Here is an 18,696-nt window from a genome sequence, read left to right as displayed (position 1 = left end):
AGGAGACAGAAAAATGCAAGACGAACTCAAAAAAGTCATTTCTGAAGCTATGGATACCAACTCAGAATTGAAGCAAGAGCCAACTGAGCAGATTCCTCAAGGCGAATTATCTGATGAAGCTTTAGAGTCAGTAGCAGGCGGTGTTTTTGTCGGTCTAACTTTGATTTTCTGCGGTTGCAAGAAAAGTCGGTCTTGGAACGCCAACAATCAAGTATAAGCGTAAGCTGAACACACCAGTAACTACTGAAAGTTCCAAACGGTTCTAACCCAGTGAGCTTTTATAGAACGTTCTTCTTTGTTCACTGGGTTTACTTCCCAACACATTGATTGACAGAAAAAAATAGAAAATAGGAGAAAATAAAATGCAAGACGAACTCAAAAAAGTCATCTCTAAGGCTATGAATACCAAGTCCGAGTTCGAGCAAGAGCCAATAGCGCAGTTTGCTGAAGGAGAATTATCTGATGAAGCTCTAGAGACAGTCGCTGGTGGTATGGTTTGTTTCCCCTGGCGGACTGTCGATATACCTTCTTGTATCAAATTGCAGACCCGGATTTATCTCAAAGCCGAGATTTAGTGTAAGCGTTAATTTAGCAGGTTGGCAACCTTCAGCAGATCCAATATGTTCTTAAGCCAGTGAGCCTTTATAGAGAGTTGTTCTAAACTCACTGGGTTTTAGTCTCAATATTGATTCTTCTAAAACATTCAGATTAATGTTTAGATTTTTCAGTTGATTACTCTTAATTTTTTATCTGTTCCTAAAGAATTCAAATTGGACTTAGTGTAAGCTTAAGCTAAGTCCGCCACTAATCAGCAGTAAATCCAACCTGCTCTAATCCAAAGAGTCTTGGGAAGGTTCTTAAACGCCATGAAAAATTTAAAACTTCTCCAGAGAATCGTTACGTCAGGGGTGATTGCTACAAATATCGCAATTGGAAGCGTCGTTGCCAAGGTTCAGGCAGCTACCTTCACCCTACCAATAGAAGCAGCAGCCAAAGCTACAGGGGTAGATGTTTTGCGAGACCGCTACGGTCTAGACGGCACCGGAATCACCATCGGCGTGATCTCTGACAGCTTCGATACCTCTCCAATCAGCTTTGACAGATCGGGAAAGGTGGATAACTATGCCACGAACGTTGCGGACGGGTACCTGCCTTCGGGTATTCAGGTCTTAAGGGACTATCCAGACCCAGATCCCACGGTCATTGATCCGGATACCGATCCCATTGATGAAGGTCGTGCCTTACTGCAAGTCATTCATGCTGTGGCTCCGGGGGCCAAGTTGGCGTTCTACACAAGTGCGAGCGGTGCAGATCTTGTCGGTCAAGGCATTCAGGCTCTTTCGGCTGCTGGGGCAAACATTATCGTGGATGATGCCGCTTATCAATACCCCCCAAATGCTCCTTCTGATGCACCTTTAGATCTGCTAGATTTGGAACCTCCGAACGGACCTATCAACCAGGCGATTAACAGAGTATTTAATCAGGGGATTTCTTATTTCACTGCTGCTGGTAATGCTTTTTCCGGCAATATCCCAATATACGGACACTCAAATAACCCAAATGCGCTAACCGTTGGAGCAGTGTACTACGGGAACGCGGAATCCTACTCAAGGCGAGCGGATGGTGTTGTTGTAAAACAGGGGCAACTGGAACCTTTTTCTTCAGAAGGCAACCCAGGTTCTCTCAAGCCTGATGTTGTGGCTCCGGACGGGCTACCGATTTCCTTTAATTTGACTGGGAACTCTCCTCCTGATGCCGACCCCCGCTTCTTCCGCTTCTTCGGCACCTCGGCATCGGCTCCGTTTACAGCCGCAGTAGCAGCGCTGCTACAACAGGCAAACCCGAACGCAACGCCCACAGAAATCTACAATGCTCTGAGAAATACAGCTTATAACCCTTCGCCGGGCTTCGACTCCAGACGTGGCTTTGGTTTGATTAGGGGAGATCAAGCTATCCTCGCGCTGGGTGTGCAACCCAAACCGACAACTATCCCCGAACCTTCTGCTGCCCCAGCTTTGCTATGTGTTAGCGTTCTGATTGCTGGTTTACTCCTGAAACAGACTCAGCAAAAGTCCAAAGCCCTCACTTTAGTTCATTCAGGACTCATGACTCAGGACTAGAACGGTGTTGGTTTCGCCAGACTTGAGGAGTCGTTCCAAAGCTGATGCGAAACTGACGAAACAAACAGCCTGCATAATGATATCCCACTGCCTCAGCAATCTGCTCCATTGACTGGTTAGTTTCCATAAGCAAGGAACATGCCTTTGCCATCCGCCGCTCCACAATCCATTGATGCACCGTTTTTCCCGTCTGACGTCGTACGAGATCTGTTAAGTAAGCTGGGGCGTAACCAACTGCTTGGGCTACGTCACTCAAGTTAATTGACTGGTCATAATTGGCTTCGATAAAGTCGAAAACTTCCTTGAGTTGAGGGCAAACAGGAAAGATTGACTGGGGGTCTGTTGGAAGAGTAGTGTCAGTAGCAGGTGGTGTGATGACTTGTTGTGACTCATCAGCAGGAGTAAGTGCTGTGACTTGTTGTGACTGAGCAGCGTACCACTGCCTGATGGCTGCTTGTTTTTCTAGTCGGGTGGCGATCGCTCCCAATAATTCCTCTGCCGTCGTAGGTTTAGTAAGATAGTCATCAGCTCCCAGCTTCATACCTTGACGAACTTCAGCTGTGGTACTCTTGGCAGTAAGAAAAATGAAGGGAATCATCGCTGTTACCCGGTTTTGGCGTAACGAGGTAAGAACACCGTAACCATCTAGTTCCGGCATTACAATATCACAAAGTATCAAGTCAGGCACCAGTTCTTGTGCTTTTTCGACGCCGAGAAGACCGTTTTCTGCACCGATAACATCGAACCCTTCCGCCTCCAGGCATTCTAGAAAGATATTTCGGTTTTCTGCCTCATTTTCAATCACTAAAACTTTTGTCATGGTTTGCCTCAATATTTAGTCATTATTTAGTCATTGTTACTGATTGACAGAATGGCAATGTGATTGTAAAAGTGGTACCAACGCCTACTTCACTCTCCACAAAAATTTGACCACCATGTATATCCACAAGCTTTTTGACAATTGCTAGCCCCAATCCGTTACCTGGGATATCACCAACATTCCCACCGCGATGAAATGGTTCAAACAGGAGTTGTTGGTCTGTTTTGGGAATGCCAATTCCTCTATCTTTTATCTGGAAAAGAACTTTTTCATCTTGGTAAGAAAGCACCACATCAACTGTGCTGTCCTTTGGAGAATACTTGAGTGCATTCGAGAGTAAATTCGTGAGAATGGGCTGCAGTAATTTTTTATCCAAACAAACTGCTTGACAATCACCCTGACTGACAAAGGTAACTGTATGCTGGTTGCTTTCGCTCAAATTCATTTGAGCCAATATGTCATGACAGAATTGGAGTAGATTCAGTGGTTTCGGCTCGAACTTTAGCTTTCTTGCTTGTGCTGTATCAATGATGAAAACTTCATCCATTAATTGATTGAGCTGTTCAACTGTTGTTTGAACCCGTTGGAGATATTGTAGTTTTTTCTCCTCACTCCAACTGTGACGATGACGTTTCAATAAGCTCGTGGAGAATGAAATCATGTTCAATGAAGAACGGAATTCATGACAAATCATGGAGACAAATCGCTCTTTTTGTTCACAGATTCCTTCTTCTTGCGCTAAATTATGATGAACTTCTTTTTCTACTTGCAAACGCTTGGTAATGTCCCGAAAACTCCATACTGTGCCAATGATTTGCTCGTCAAGCTGCAGAGGTTGGCTGTATTGCTCGAAAACCCGACCATCTTTCAACTCCAGAGTATCGTAGCCTTCAACATCCGCTTGGCTGTCCAGTTCCTCGATACACCTGCAAAAGGTTTCTGGATCTTTAAGTTGATTCTTATAAAAAGTTAGGGATTGGTTATGGTTGCGTGATTTAATGATGAACTCCGGAATCTGCCACATTTGGACAAATTTCTGATTAAAGCTAACAATATGTCCGTTGAAGTTGATTGCAATAACACCTTCTGTAGTAGATTCTAGAGTTGCCTGAAGTAAAGAAAGAGACTTTTCTAATTCTGCCTCCCTTTGCAAACGCATAACTTTCTCATGGTATAGTTGCTCTGAGGCGTTATGTAATTGAGCAAGAAGCTTTTGCACTTTGCACTTCTTAGCTTCATGAGTCTTTGGTGAGGTTAATAAAGACAGCTTGTGGTTGTTGATATCGCGAACAAACATACTTCCTACTGTTGTATTTCACATAGATAATGGTAATTTTTACTGAAAAGCTTTGACTTTTCTGATTCCTAAGTGGAGTTTGAAAGTATAAATATGCTGCTGTCTTTTGGACTTACACAGCCTTGATGGCATTTTAGGGATTTCAGACATTGCAAATCCTCTCAACCTCCCTTTTTGAGGGAGGCTTTGTGTAAGTTCTGTTTTTGATATAGGAATCCTATTTGATTTTTGAAACACACGTAGGGGAGCCAGTACTTGATGAGGGCTTCGGCCGTGATACCGTTTCACTTTAAGGTTGATACAAATAGGCAGCAGAGGAGCAGAGGAGCAGAGGAGCAGGGGAGAAAGAATTAGAGACTAATCATTTGTATCAAGGATTTCGTGAAATGGTATGAGATCTGCCGAACGGTTTCCCGACCTACTAGGTATCTGGCGTTGGGCACTGCCAGTCAGATCCTGCCCACTATATTCGGGTTTTAGTGGGAGTGCCCACCCTACACTACTCAAAATTTTTCATAAATGATTTAGGATTCCCATAGTTTTCCAGTGTTTGAAGAAAACTTATAGTAATTCTTCTTAGAAATTACCAATAAAATTACATACTGCATCAACGATTTTTCTACAAAAGCATTTTTATAAAATTGAAGAACTTGGTTTTTATAGAAAGAAGTTTTCAACCAGTTCATGTATCTCATTATAAAGTTTTAATCAGGAAGAAATCTATGAAAAACGTCTGACTCCCACTGCAACGAATAGATAGATTTCCCTCGACTAAAGTTGAGTCAATAAGTAATTGTTCTTAAAACTTTCGTCACGGTTTATTCTGACTCTCATCCCAGATGATAGAAGTGGCATAAATCGCCAACTGTGCTCGGTTCTTCAAATTCAAACGGTTAAACAGATTGGTCACGTAAGACTTGACTGTTCCTTCCGAAATAAAAAGCTGCTGAGCTATCTCGCGATTGGTAGCACCTGTGCCAATTAAGCGCAACACATCTCGCTCTCTAGCAGGTAACTCAGCCAGAACAGTTGGGGTAGATCCGCGATGCTTGGAGGTTGAACTGGAAGCTTGAGTGATCAACTTTTCCATGAGTCCGGGGGCTAGCTGTGTATAACCGCGATGGACAAACCGAATTGACTCTGCCAATTCTTCAGACAGCATATCTTTGAGCAAATACCCTCTAGCACCAGCCTGTATCGACTGGGCAATGTATTCATCATCATCGAAGGTACTCAGAACAATGACTTTGACCATTGGAAAGCGCTGAGTGATGATGCGTGTGGCTTCCTTGCCATCCATAATTGGCATCCGCACATCCATCAATACCACATCTGGTTGCAGAGCCTCTACTTCCCGGATTGCGACTGCTCCGTTGTCAGCCGTAGCTACGACTTGCAAATCTGGCTCTAAGCTGAGCATGGCTTTGATGCCTTCGCGGACAAGACTTTGGTCATCTACCAGTAACAAACGAATCATCTTGTGCACCTGCTTATGATGAGGACAAACTTTGATTCTGACTCCAAGAATACATCCGCTCTTGAAATTCAGCAGCCACCTGAGCATCGGGAATTTTTTTTGCTATCTTGTCTACCAGTTCTCGTGGGGAAATTCCAGCCCAAGATTTAAGCGTTTCCTTGATCAGCAATGGAGCGAACGGTCCGATCAAATCCATCAGTTGTTGCTGACATTGGCAAAGAAAATTCTCATCAATAATCTCATCAATAATTTGGTAGCTCGAACCCGAGAAATCTTCCCCAGTGCTTCCTGATTGGCTGAGGGTTGAGTTCAACAAAAGCGAGAAATCTTCCTCAGTGTTTCCTGATTGGGTGGGGGTTGAGTTCCACAAAAGCGTTACCTGCTCCTCGATCTGGGTTCGAGGAGCAGCAGGGATGTCACACAACAGTCTGGCAACGACTTCTTTACAGTTGAACACCTGTTGCGTCGCTTGTTGCACCAGGGATGAGGCGAGCGAACCAATATAGTCTGCCAAAATCTTTTCCAACCGTGAGTTATAATATAGTTCCAAGCTTTCTTTTGATTGTGTGGAACTAGTGGAAGTCAAAGCCAAAATATCAGCAGCAATATTGTCTAGTGACTGCTCTTGCTGGAATGGCAATTCAACCTTAAACTGACGATTCATACCTTGCTCTGTTTCAATATGGATCTGAGTGCTCAATGCTTGTCGAAATTCGGCAGCCACTTGAGGATCAGAAATTTTTGCTGCTATGGTTTCTACTAGTTCTCGTTTGGAAATACCAGGCGAAGACTTAAGCGTTTCCTTTATCAAAACAGAAGCGAACGGTCCGAGCAAATCCGTTAGTTGTTGTTTACATTGGCGAAGAAAACTTTCATCAATAGCTTGATAGCTTGACTTTGATAAACCTTCTGCAGTGATTTCCAGTTGGTTGGGGGGTGAGTTCAACCGCGAGGATTGTTGGTTGTGACGAATAACTGAGCTTGCTGTTGGTCGTGCAGCAATCAAGATACAGAAATCAGTATAATCGTTATCATTAGCAATGTGATTATGACTAACGTTGTTTGGCGATTTCTCTGGTATAGCTTCTTGCTCGATTGGCAGTTCAACCTCGATCCGACAGCCCTTTGCTGGCTCTGATTCGATGTATAGTTGACCCTTCAATGCTGCCACCCGTTCTGCCATCCCCTGCAGTCCGAATCCCTTTGGCGAAACATTCCGTCTAAATCCCTTACCATTGTCTATGATGACAAGCTGCACTCTGCCTGGAATGGTTTTAATCTGAATTTTTACTACTGTCGCTGCTGCGTGCTTGCAGATGTTGGTCAGGGCTTCTTGCACAATTCGGTAGACTGTGGTACTCACTTCTTGAGGCAGAGCAGCAGACAGGTTTATGCACGTCGAGACTGATAAGCCCGTGACTTGCTGAAAATCTTCTACTAGAGATTCAATCAATTGTTCTAGAGGCTTGTCAGCATTCGTTATTGCTCGTAACGAGCAGACAGACTGTCGTACCTCCTTGATAGCATTGGCACCAAGCCCTTGAGCCCGCGTCAGAAAAAATTTCGCCTTAGTCGGATCGAGCTTCCAAAGCTTGAGAGCAGTTTGCAACTGAATATTGAGCGCCGTTAAGGTTTGTCCAAGTGAATCATGGAGATCGCGAGCGATACGTTGACGCTCTCTAGCTTTAGCGATTTCCTCAATTTGGACTGCACATTCGTGTAGTTGCTCGTAGACTGATGAGAGTTCTTCCCAAGCCATGCGTTTGTTCCCTCGCAATTGAAACTGCGATACCTGAAATTCTGTGACGCTGCAACTAGTCATCTGTCAATTTTAATTTCAGGGGCTTATCTTTTCTAAAGTTCTTTTACAAAATCTCTCGAAATCTAGCCATTCCCCAGAACATCCTTGACACAATACAATAGCTCAAACTTTTTATAAAGTACAAGTTGTACTTCCGTTTAATTACTGTATATTCCGTAAAAATATCTGCTTTATGTAATGATTGTAATACAACTTTAGAAAGTAAGAAGTTAAATTTAAAATTTAAATTTGAACGACTAATAATTCTTATAAATTCATATAACTTAATGAAGTTATGTAAAAAGGGCTGAGAATAATCGTAAACTCAAATCAGGCACAAAGCTGACAAGTCACCCACTGCGGTAGTCTAGATAAAGTGAATTTATCTCCCAGCTTGATATATTTCTTTATGACATCTGTTGTTTCCACTTCCGCCCGCACAATCCGCATTGGTTCTCGCAAAAGCCAACTGGCTCTTATTCAGACTTACTGGGTACAAGAACAACTCAAGAAAAGCTTTCCTGATATCTCTTTTGACGTCCACACCATGTCCACTCAGGGTGACAAAATCCTGGATGTTGCTTTAGCTAAGATTGGCGATAAAGGATTATTTACCAAAGAACTTGAAGTAGGAATGGTGAACCAGGAGATTGATTTTGCTGTTCACTCTCTTAAAGATTTGCCGACTCGCTTACCAGAAGGGTTAGTTCTGGCAGCAATTACAGAACGAGAAAACCCAGCAGACGCTTTAGTTGTGCATGAAAAACACAAAGATAAGCAAATTGATACACTGCCAGAAGGTGCTGTTATCGGTACGTCTTCCCTACGACGCTTAGCACAGTTGCGGCATCATTTCCCTCACCTGCAATTTAAAGATGTGCGAGGAAATTTGAACACACGTATGTCAAAATTGGACGCAGGTGAGTATGACGCGCTGATTTTGGCAGTTGCGGGTTTGGAACGATTGGGAATGGGCGATCGCATCCATCAAAGTCTACCAAAAGAAATTTCTCTCCACGCCGTTGGGCAAGGTGCTTTGGGAATAGAATGTCGTGGAAACGATAGCGAATTGCTCTCGATCCTCAAAGCTATTGAACATCCACAAACACGCGATCGCTGTCTTGCTGAGCGTGCTTTTTTACGCGAACTTGAGGGCGGTTGTCAAGTTCCTATTGGTGTAAATACTGAAATAAATGGAGATAATTTAACTCTAACGGGTATAGTTGCAAGCGTAGATGGTCAAAAATTCGTCAAAGATACAGTCACAGGAAAAGCTCAAAATGCTGAACAGCTAGGTCAAGAACTCGCACAGCTATTGCGTCAACAAGGAGCACAAGAAATTTTGGATCAAATCTTCACTGAGATTCAACGGGGTTCCTGAAACAGTGAACAGTGAACAGTGAACAACTGATATAGCAGCTACCAGCTAGATTAGGACATGAACTATGAGAAAATACGGACACCACTAGACTATCAAGCCTATTAAGAGTTTCCTATTGCCTATTGCCTGTTCCCTGTTCCCTGTTCCCTGTTCCCTGCTATAACTGATAACTGGTTGAACTTTTCCACGACCAGTATATGTGGTTATATTGTAGGGTGGGCAGTGCGTACCAACACTCTGTGTGTGCGGCATTAGCCTACTAGTCATGGAATTAGAACCTAGGCAGAATCGAGGGAACACACATTATCATGCGGATTTTATTTGTGGCTGCAGAAGCAGCTCCCATCGCGAAAGTTGGTGGAATGGGTGATGTTGTCGGAGCACTCCCCAAAATCTTGAGGGAAATGGGGCATGATGTGCGGATCTTCTTGCCTTACTACGGTATGCTACCAGACAAAATGGAAATTCCTAGCGAGCCAATTTGGTCGGGATCTGCCATGTTCCAAAGCTTTGCAGTTTACGAAACTGTCCTGCCTGGTACTGATGTTCCTTTGTACTTATTTGGACATCCAGCTTTTTCGCCCCGTCGAATTTACGGTGGAGAAGATGAAGATTGGCGGTTCACATTCTTCGCCAACGGAGCAGCGGAGTTTTGTTGGAATTATTGGAAACCGGAAATTGTCCACTGTCACGATTGGCACACAGGAATGATTCCTGTGTGGATGCATCAATCTCCTGATATCAGCACTGTTTTTACGATACACAACCTAGCATATCAAGGCCCGTGGCGCTGGTTTTTAGAGAAAACTACTTGGTGTCCTTGGTATATGCAAGGACACAACACAATGGCAGCTGCAGTACAGTTTGCAGATAAGGTGAATACTGTCTCGCCAACTTATGCCGAGCAAATCCAGACAGCCGCTTATGGTGAAACTTTAGAAGGGTTATTGTCTTTCATCAGCGGTAAGTTGTCCGGTATTATCAATGGCATTGATACAGAAGTTTTCGACCCAGTTACCGATAAGTACATAGCCCAAACCTTTGGTACTGACAGTTTAGAGAAACGCAAAGCAAACAAAATCGCTTTGCAAGAAGAAGTAGGGTTAGAAGTTAATAGCAATGCCTTTTTTATTGGTATGGTGACACGGTTGGTGGAACAAAAAGGCATCGATTTGACGTTGAATATTTTGGATCGCTTTTTGGCGTACACAGATGCACAGTTTGTCTTGTTGGGGACGGGCGATCGCTACTACGAAACCCAAATGTGGCAACTCGCATCGCGCTACCCTGGACGCATGGCAACTTACCTACTTTATAACGATGCCTTGGCTCGTCGCATCTATGCGGGTACCGATGCCTTTTTAATGCCAAGTCGTTTTGAACCTTGCGGTATTAGCCAAATGATGGCTTTGCGTTACGGTTCAGTGCCAATTGTCCGCCGTACTGGGGGATTAGTTGATACTGTATTCCATCATGATCCAACGAACCATGCAGGTACTGGTTACTGCTTTGACCGTTATGAACCATTGGATCTGTTTACCTGTATGATACGGGCATGGGAAGGTTTCCGTTACAAGGATTATTGGGAACAGCTACAACAACGCGGTATGAGTCAAGACTTTAGTTGGTATCAATCTGCCAAGGAGTATGTGAACCTGTATCGGTCGATTTATGGCTTACCACCTGAGGAAGAAGAACAACCACCACAGCAGGAAGAGGCGCAAGTTGATAAGCCAGTAGCGAGTAGTAAGTCTTGACCCAAGAAAGGGGTGTAGGGGTATGGGGGTGTAAGGGGAGCCAGTGCTGCAGGAGGGGAGCCACTGCGTTGGAGAGCCCGCGCTGCAGGAGGGTATCCCGACCTACTAGGCGTCTGGCGTCCGGGTTTCACAGGCTTAGACGCCCACCAGAAGGTGAGGGGGTCGCAGTCTTGGCGGTGAGCGTCGATTGCGAACCCCCGCTCTTCGCAGCATGACCGTTCGGCACGGGGCCGTGCCCGTTAGGCGCAGCCGTGGCGTTAGCCATAGGGCTCAGGTCATCCCCGGAGGGCTTCCCGCTTTCTTAGCATGTGGCGTTTTCCCTCAACAGGCGACTGGGGTTGGAGCAAAGCGCAACCCAACATGAAATCTGAGATTTCCAACCCTAATTTATCAAAAGCTGTACTAAGACTTAAGATTTGGGTGTATTTTTGCCCAAAGCTCGCCTCTTGAAGCTTCAAGAGGCAGACTTTGCCCTGAATCCAGCGCCATGCGGTGAGTAAGCGTGCTGCAGGAGGGTTTCTCTTGAATTACGTAGATGTGGTGAGTAAATGCTCTCATTCCATCTCCTCTGAATAGTTCAAAGTATGGCACTTCGTGCCAGGCTATGCTATCAAAATTCGCTCGTTCAAAATGAACAATAAAAATCTTTTTTTGAATGATCGACTCAACCCGATGCGTGAATTTGAGCGTAAGCGCAAAGCGTACGTCAAAAGGGGTGCGGCGTGTACCTAGCAGCGCTCAGCGAGAAAGCTGAGGTCACTGACCCGCAACTTGGTATCAATTACCCCTGGTATTTATATGCAAATATTCCAGACAATAATGAATCAAGCGAACTAAAAACAAGCTTAGAACAAAGATAACCAAAAGACCGGCTTACTTCCGGATATATCAACAAATATGACATTAAATCAATTTCTACGTAGGATTGGCGTCACAACAGGTTTGTACAATGCCAGTCAGCTTTTTGGGTATAGTACTGCTTTACTCATTGCTTCACCTTTGTACAAGCTTCTGTTCATTTTCTTGATTTTGGGGTTGACGCTTTGTCTGTGGTACAGATGGCTAATTGATTATATGAATAACGACTCCACTCAAGGTGAGTACATCTTCCGCTATTCCTTGCCCATAATCGCAATTTTGGGGGTGATGCTAGGTACATTCGTTTAATAACGCGGCGTTGGGGATGATCACATTCTAGGTGTTTCGTGACTGTCGATTCAGGCGTACATCACGCTACATCTTGCACCATACTTTTCGTCTCAAGGAAGAGGGTTCGCCACGTATAACAAAACCACTATGGCTAGCTTGGGTTGCAGACAATCCTTTACCTTGGCAAAAGTCAATCGATAAATTAACCCCTGGAAGAGTTGCCCAAGCGATGGGAGGAATTTTAGCGGTGAGCAGCGCGTTGCGGAGCCAGTCCTGCAGGAGGGTTTCCCTCCGTAGGGATCTGGCGTTGGGGTTCCCCCCGTTGTAGCGACTGCGTATGCGCAAAGCGCACGCCCAGAGGTCTAAAGCGCAGCGGAACCGGAGGTTCTCCGCGAAGGGTGATTGCTACTCCTGCTGATGCACCCAAACCTCGCGGAAAATCTCCCGGGTGGACTCCCGGAAAGAACCGTATACGTAGAATTTGCTATCCAATCGTTAAAAAAAGAGCAACATCACCCCGTAAAGAACCATCTATTGCGGTTTAATATCAAAGATTTTTTATACTTTCAGCAAGTCTGTTATTAACTCAGAGGTACTGGATCGTTTTGTATTGGTTAGTCTAAACCCCAGTAACCTTGGTACATACAAATTATTTTTCTGTCTACAGATTACTATGCAAAAGTGTGCGACTAAGATCCAGTTGTGATTAAGCGGACTTAAATGAAGTGCAAGTGTAGTGATTGAATGGGCGATCGCCTTTGGGTGAGACAAAACTGCAACCCAACTCATAAGATAAAGGAAGCCGTACCCACTTAATCACCCCACCGAACATCACTCAACTACAATAGGAATAGACTTTGTTGAGATTTGTATAGTTTAGGATAAACTATCATGGCTCCCGCCGTTTTCATTGAAAATTTCAAAAAACGCTACGGCATGGTTGAAGCCGTGAAGGATGTTTCCTTTCAGGTGGAACCAGGGGAAATCTTTGGCTTACTCGGTCCTAACGGAGCAGGCAAAACGACCACATTGAGAACTTTGTGTACTCTCACAACACCAGATGCAGGTAAAATAGAAGTATCTGGAATATCTGTGGTGGATAATCCAAGAGCAGCAAGGAGAAGGCTAGGCTACGTAGCTCAAGAAGTTGCCTTAGATAAGGTGTTGACTGGACGCGAATTACTACAACTGCAAGCTGCACTGTATCACTTACCTGGCGCAGTGGCAAAGCAACGAGTTAACACCGTGCTGCAGTTACTCGGTTTGCAGGAATATGCAGACAAAAAGACTGGCACTTACTCTGGTGGGTTACGCAAGCGCCTAGACTTAGCAGCAGGATTACTCCATGCACCAGATGTCTTGGTTTTAGATGAACCAACAGTAGGACTTGACATAGAAAGTCGTTTCGTGGTATGGGATTTCCTGCGTAAGTTGCGAGAAGCAGGAACAACGGTACTGATTACCAGCCATTACTTAGAAGAAGTTGACGCTTTGGCTGATAAAGTGGCAATTATTGACCGTGGAGTTGTGATTGCCACAGGAACGCCTTCAGAGTTGAAAGATAAAGTTGGGGGCGATCGCATTACCTTACGAATCCGCGAATTTTCACCCAACGAAGAGGTGCACAAAGCCAAAGATTTGCTGAAATCTTTGTCGTTTGTTCAAGAAGTGATCATTAATAGCGCTCAAGGGAACTCCCTGAACTTAGTCGTGACACAGCAAAACGATGCTTTGATTAGCATCCAACAAACGCTCAATTCGGCTGGATTACCAATTTTTAGTATTGCCCAATCTCGACCGAGTTTGGATGATGTTTATCTTGCAGCCACAGGACGAACTTTGATGGATGCGGAACTCGCAGCCGCTGGAAATCGCGATCAAAAGGCTGAACGCAAGCAGAGTATGCGTTAGGTTTTGTGAATTGGTAATGATTAACACCGATCCTACTATTTTGAACTTTGAATTTTGAATGTGTGAATTTTTATGAGCGGTACCGTTTTACCTCCAAAATCCGATTTAAATTGGCAACAAGCGGCATCACCTCAAGTTTACGAGGTAGATGCGACTCCCAATGTCTTCGGTGAATTTGTACAAGAGACACTTGCTTTGACGCGTCGCTTGTTTATTCAGTTGCAGCGGCGTCCCTCAACATTAATTGCAGGAATTATTCAACCTGTGATGTGGTTGGTGCTGTTCGGTGCTTTATTTCAAAATGCACCAAAAGGTATCTTTGGCAATACCACAAATTATGGACAATTTCTGGGCGCTGGCGTTATTGTTTTCACTGCATTTGCTGGGGCGTTGAATGCTGGTTTACCAGTGATGTTTGATCGGGAATTCGGCTTTTTGAACCGTTTGCTCGTGGCTCCTCTTGTTTCACGGTTTTCGATAGTTCTGGCTTCGGCTATCTTTATTATCAGCCAAAGTTTACTGCAAGCTGCGGTGATTGTGACAGCAGCCGCATTTTTGGGGGCTGGGTTACCAAATGCAGCGGGTTTAGGAGCAATAGTTTTGATTGTCTTCCTGCTTGCATTAGGTGTGACTGCGATCAGTCTTGGTTTGGCTTTTACCTTACCGGGACATATTGAACTTATTGCAGTCATTTTTGTCAGCAACTTGCCATTGTTGTTTGCTAGTACTGCTTTAGCTCCATTATCCTTCATGCCTCAATGGCTACAGGTTGTCGCTACCCTCAATCCCCTCAGCTATGCGATCGAACCAATTCGCTATTTGTATCTTCACAAAGATTGGGGATTAAATAGCGTAGTCATGCATGCTTTTTGGGGTGATGTAACGTTTGGTGGCGCTTTGGTGGTATTGCTTGGCTTTGCTGTTGTAGCATTACTTAGCATTCAACCTCAACTGCGACGGACTCTTGCTTAAGATAGAAGCATTATTGGATTTTAGTGATTTTGGCATGAAAAGAACTCACCAATTACCTACGTACCACAAAAAAGAATTATTCTGAGTTAGTGAGTTGGTGTGTTCTGTATGATTCTTAATCAAAATCCTTTAACAGTCCTCCCACGCCCAGAAAGCGTGGGTTAACAAATTTCTTGGAGGCTTTTATGAAAAAACCATTTTTACCGTTTAAACAACTATTTGTACTTACTGTGGCAGGACTCAGCTTTGCTTCCTTGCTATTGCCTAAACCTAGTTTAGCTGAACCTAGCTCAAGAAACATTCTGCAAGACCTCAATTCACAACAGGATAACGATCCATTATCTCCTCGCAGCGATGAGGTGAATAATATGGGCATGTTTGGTTTAATGCATCGCCTTCAACAAGGAAATGCAACTTGGAATCCAAATGAACAGAACCAACAACTCAATGATGCAGCAGCTGCATTCAAGCAAAAGCAACAACAATTGTATCAACAAAATCAACAGCAACCAAATCAATCAGGCTTTCGGGTAAATACACCTGGAATCATTCAACCCAAATCCGGACAGTAAAGCAACAAAAAAAGAACACAGAACGCAGTACCAAAAAAGGTCTGTGTTCTGAGTTCTTTTAAATGATTGCTAATAGCTTTTTACAACCCCAATCCTGCTAAAACATCGCCAGCGTGACTTGATGTGTTGACATTAGAGTCAACGTTGGTGATTTTGCCGTTACCATCAATGACGTAGGTAACGCGTTTAGCATATCCACCACCATCGACATCGTATGCCTTGATTAAGGTTTTATCAGTGTCAGCCAGTAGCGGAAAATTGAGACTATATTTTTGAGTGAATGCTTGGTGGGAAGCTTCATCATCTGCGCTGACTCCCAGCACAACTACATCTTTGCTCTTGTAGTCCTCACTAGCATCCCGAAAACTACAGGCTTGTTTGGTACAGCCTGGGGTGTCGTCTTTGGGGTAGAAATACAAAACCACTGTCTTACCTTTGAAATCAGACAACGAAACAGTATTGCCGTTGGTGTCTTTGGCGGTAAATGCAGGTGCATCGCTACCAACTGCTAAGGGCATAGTTTTAGTATCTCCACTATACAGGGTTTGCTTCAGGGCACTTTGTGGTCAGTAACCGGTTCGACCTTTCAAGTTTTGAGACTTTGTTTGGTGAAAGTTACGAATACCTGTTACTGTTTTCCCTGATGGCGGTATTGTATCAAACTTTATATATTTTTGTGAATTTGTGGTTTCTTAGGTTTGAGAATTAAGTAGGGTGGGCATTGCAATGCCCACCCTACACAATATGTGTATTTTTATATCTTGAATCCAGTGATTCAATGTCAAAATAATTACATTTGATTTCACTCCGCTGTCATCCGCCTAAGACTGTAAGTCCCAGGCTAATAGGCAAAGTCCATTAAAACTGAGATCTTGCACCATTCTCAAGAACATAACCTCGTCCGCCTGGGAATCAATTCCCAGGCTCACAGTTAAAGTCTACTTTAGTAGACTCAAAAGCTTATACAGTCGTCTTTAGACGACTTTTACTATGAGACTGGGGTTTAAACCCTAGGCGGTTGTTGGCACAAGTGCAAGATCTCAGTTAAAAGGGACTAAACCTGGAACTGTTATTTGAGATATTTAAATAGCATTTAATACTATTGTGATTCTTGACTCGTAATGGTGCAAGTTCTCAGTATTTCACTTTTGGCATTAGGTTGGAAATATTTCAGTAGCACTATTGCTTTCTTCTGGAGAATGGGTGGACGCGAGCAAAAAGCTTGATGCAAATGAGATAATGAGGTGTATTGCCCTTATAGTTCTTCACCTTGAGAAACAGATACCTAAAAGTACTAACATTATTTTGGAGCGCTGCCATAGAAGCTGAGTTGGAGTATCGGATCAATTTCCTCTTAGCAACCTTGAGCAGCTTGGGCAATCTTGCGGGTAGTCTTTTTGGACTATTCTTGTTTTACGGTAACGGCTACACCTTTGCTGGGTGGAGATGGGAAGCAGCTTTAGTCGTCCTAGGAATTTTCACGCTGATGCAAGGCTTTTCCGCGACTTTCCTTGCTCCAAATTTGAATAGCATTGTCCGCCAAGTACAAGAAGGGACATTGGACTTTGTCCTACTCAAACCCATCCGCAGCCAGTTTTGGCTTTCTACCCGTACGATATCACCTTGGGGACTTCCAGATATAATTTTTGGTAGCATCATCATTGGCTACGCAGGTACAAAACTTGGTTTAGGAATAGACGACTACCTCATCAGTACAATTCCCTTATGTTTTAGCTTTGTCATTCTTTACAGTTTGTGGTTCATGCTAGGATCTACTAGCATCTGGTTTGTCAAAATATCCAATGTTACCGAAGTGCTGAGGGGTCTGTTGGAAGCTGGACGATATCCGATGGTTGCGTATCCTACAGCATACCGTTTCTTCTTCACGTTTGTTGTTCCAGTCGCATTTTTAACAACGATACCAGCAGAAGCAATGTTAGGTCGAAGTCAAATCACTTGGATCGTAGGGGCGGGAGTGTTAGCGTTGGCGCTGTTTTTTGTTTCTACTAGGTTTTGGCGGTTTGCGTTGCGGTTTTATACAAGTGCTTCAAGTTAGAGACATCAGGGTACGAATCGATCACTAGCATCAAATTATAATTTTGTCCTGATATCAAGCGAGAAAATACGGTTATTTTTATAATAACTGCATGACACCATCGCTTTGAGGTTCAAGATGGCAGGACAATCCAACATTAGACTTACCATTGCTCAGATAGCAGAGCAATTTGTACCAGGCAAGGAGCTTGCAAATGGCTAAGTTTGCCTTGCTGATTGGGGTGAGTGAGTACGAACAAGGTCTTACCCCCTTACCTGCAGCTGCAAAAGATGTGGAAGCAATGCAGCAAGTTTTGCAAAACCCAGAAATAGGAGGTTTTGATGAGGTAAAACCGCTCCTCAATCTGGAACGACACAAGATGGAGGAAGCAATTGAAACTTTGTTTTCAAGTCGTCAAAAAGATGACCTTGTACTGTTATTTTTCTCAGGTCACGGAATAAAAGACGAGAGCGGCAGGCTTTACTTCGCCACTCACAACACCCGCAAAACTGATAAAGGAGAACTCGTCAGAGCAACAGCAGTGCCAGCTAGCTTTGTGCATGAAATCATGAGGAAGAGTCGCTCTAAGCACCAAGTTGTGATTCTTGATTGTTGCTTTAGTGGTGCGTTTGCCGAGGGCTTGTCAGCTAAAGATGATGGTTTTGTAGATGTAAAAAACCAATTGGGTGGAGAAGGGCGAGCTGTTCTCACATCTTCGACTTCGACTCAATACTCTTTTGAACAGCAAGGAGCTGATATTTCAACTTATACCCGCTACATAGTTGAGGGGCTGGGAACTGGTGTAGCAGATCGGGATCAAGATGGTTGGATTTCTGTTGATGAATTGCATGAATATGCCAAACAAAAAGTCCAAGAAGTTGCTCCTGCAATGAACCCGGAGATATATGCCATCAAAGAAGGCTATAAAATCAAGCTTGCCAAAGCACCCATTGGTGACCCGAGGCTCATATATCGTCGAGAAGTTGAATATTGGGTGAAGGGCGGCGACGGCGAGATTTCTTTTACTGGTCGCACTACATTGGACGAGATACGAAATACGTTGGGACTATCATCTCAAAAGACTGCCACAATTGAGGCTCAAGTTTTAGAACCTATCAAAGTCTACAAGCAAAAATTGGAGCGATATGAGCAGGCGTTACGTACGGAAATTGAACATGGGTTTCCTCTCAGCCAGAGAACTCGTGCTGATTTGACACGTCTTCAGCAAGTCTTAGGACTAAGAGATGAACATATAGCCCTAGTTGAAGCTCCTATAATTGCAGAACAACAACCTTCAACACCAGGGAATCCAACTCCTGTTCAGCAAACGTTAGGACTAACAGATGAATATATAGCCCTAGTTGAAGCTCCTATAATTGCAGAACAACAACCTTCAACACCAGG

16 protein-coding genes are annotated in these 18,696 nt (G+C 44.0%); 11 read left to right on the top strand and 5 right to left on the bottom strand.

Annotated features, from left to right (window positions below; genetic code table 11):
• Positions 1–13: 13 nt before the first annotated feature.
• From AC5JM2_RS06390 to AC5JM2_RS06380, 3 genes are all read left to right on the top strand, one after another.
• The gene (locus AC5JM2_RS06390) at positions 14–217 is read left to right on the top strand and encodes a hypothetical protein (protein WP_495834066.1); all 204 of its coding nucleotides are present in this window, start codon (positions 14–16) and stop codon (positions 215–217) included.
• A 145-nt stretch (positions 218–362) separates the two neighbouring features.
• Positions 363–575 carry a hypothetical protein gene (locus AC5JM2_RS06385; RefSeq protein WP_495834065.1) on the top strand — a complete coding sequence of 71 codons (213 nt, stop codon included), beginning with the start codon at positions 363–365 and terminating at the stop codon, positions 573–575.
• A 291-nt stretch (positions 576–866) separates the two neighbouring features.
• Positions 867–2,120: a S8 family peptidase gene (locus AC5JM2_RS06380; RefSeq protein WP_495834064.1), complete on the top strand. Its 1,254-nt coding sequence runs from the start codon at positions 867–869 to the stop codon at positions 2,118–2,120.
• Here the strand turns inward: AC5JM2_RS06380 and AC5JM2_RS06375 are convergent.
• From AC5JM2_RS06375 to AC5JM2_RS06360, 4 genes are all read right to left on the bottom strand, one after another.
• Positions 2,104–2,940, bottom strand: a complete 837-nt coding sequence (locus AC5JM2_RS06375; protein WP_495834063.1) for a response regulator transcription factor — start codon at positions 2,938–2,940, stop codon at positions 2,104–2,106. The genes AC5JM2_RS06380 and AC5JM2_RS06375 overlap by 17 nt on opposite strands.
• A 22-nt stretch (positions 2,941–2,962) precedes the next feature.
• Entirely contained in the window at positions 2,963–4,237 is a 1,275-nt protein-coding gene (locus AC5JM2_RS06370) for a PAS domain-containing sensor histidine kinase (RefSeq protein WP_495834062.1), read from the bottom strand.
• Between the two features lie 811 nt (positions 4,238–5,048).
• Positions 5,049–5,714 (bottom strand): response regulator, encoded by a 666-nt coding sequence (locus AC5JM2_RS06365; RefSeq protein WP_495834061.1) that lies wholly within the window; start codon positions 5,712–5,714, stop codon positions 5,049–5,051.
• A 13-nt stretch (positions 5,715–5,727) separates the two neighbouring features.
• The gene (locus AC5JM2_RS06360; RefSeq protein WP_495834060.1) at positions 5,728–7,536 is read right to left on the bottom strand and encodes a sensor histidine kinase; all 1,809 of its coding nucleotides are present in this window, start codon (positions 7,534–7,536) and stop codon (positions 5,728–5,730) included.
• Positions 7,537–7,924: 388 nt separating this feature from the next.
• On the opposite strand from AC5JM2_RS06360, the gene hemC reads away from it, so the two are divergent.
• From hemC to AC5JM2_RS06330, 6 genes are all read left to right on the top strand, one after another.
• A complete protein-coding gene (gene hemC, locus AC5JM2_RS06355; RefSeq protein WP_495834059.1) occupies positions 7,925–8,896 on the top strand; it encodes a hydroxymethylbilane synthase in 972 nt (323 codons plus the stop codon).
• A gap of 308 nt (positions 8,897–9,204) precedes the next feature.
• On the top strand, positions 9,205–10,653 hold the full coding sequence (glgA, locus tag AC5JM2_RS06350; protein WP_495834058.1) for a glycogen synthase GlgA: 1,449 nt from the start codon (positions 9,205–9,207) through the stop codon (positions 10,651–10,653).
• 897 nt (positions 10,654–11,550) lie between these two features.
• Positions 11,551–11,820: a hypothetical protein gene (locus AC5JM2_RS06345; RefSeq protein WP_495834057.1), complete on the top strand. Its 270-nt coding sequence runs from the start codon at positions 11,551–11,553 to the stop codon at positions 11,818–11,820.
• A gap of 873 nt (positions 11,821–12,693) precedes the next feature.
• Entirely contained in the window at positions 12,694–13,713 is a 1,020-nt protein-coding gene (locus tag AC5JM2_RS06340; protein ID WP_495834056.1) for an ABC transporter ATP-binding protein, read from the top strand.
• 72 nt (positions 13,714–13,785) lie between these two features.
• Complete coding sequence (locus tag AC5JM2_RS06335) at positions 13,786–14,685, top strand: ABC transporter permease (RefSeq protein WP_495834055.1); 900 nt, start codon at positions 13,786–13,788, stop codon at positions 14,683–14,685.
• 185 nt (positions 14,686–14,870) lie between these two features.
• The gene (locus AC5JM2_RS06330; RefSeq protein ID WP_495834054.1) at positions 14,871–15,257 is read left to right on the top strand and encodes a hypothetical protein; all 387 of its coding nucleotides are present in this window, start codon (positions 14,871–14,873) and stop codon (positions 15,255–15,257) included.
• Between the two features lie 80 nt (positions 15,258–15,337).
• Here AC5JM2_RS06330 and AC5JM2_RS06325 read toward each other — a convergent pair whose 3' ends face one another.
• Positions 15,338–15,775 (bottom strand): peroxiredoxin, encoded by a 438-nt coding sequence (locus AC5JM2_RS06325; RefSeq protein ID WP_495834053.1) that lies wholly within the window; start codon positions 15,773–15,775, stop codon positions 15,338–15,340.
• A 752-nt stretch (positions 15,776–16,527) separates the two neighbouring features.
• On the opposite strand from AC5JM2_RS06325, the gene AC5JM2_RS06320 reads away from it, so the two are divergent.
• Both AC5JM2_RS06320 and AC5JM2_RS06315 read left to right on the top strand, forming a co-directional pair.
• Positions 16,528–17,313, top strand: a complete 786-nt coding sequence (locus tag AC5JM2_RS06320) for an ABC transporter permease (RefSeq protein ID WP_495834052.1) — start codon at positions 16,528–16,530, stop codon at positions 17,311–17,313.
• Between the two features lie 193 nt (positions 17,314–17,506).
• Positions 17,507–18,696 (top strand): caspase family protein (locus tag AC5JM2_RS06315; protein ID WP_495834051.1); only part of this gene is annotated, 1,190 nt, incomplete at its 3' end.

The organism is Brasilonema angustatum, assembly GCF_059505445.1.
This window is presented reverse-complemented; position numbering and strand designations above follow the sequence as displayed.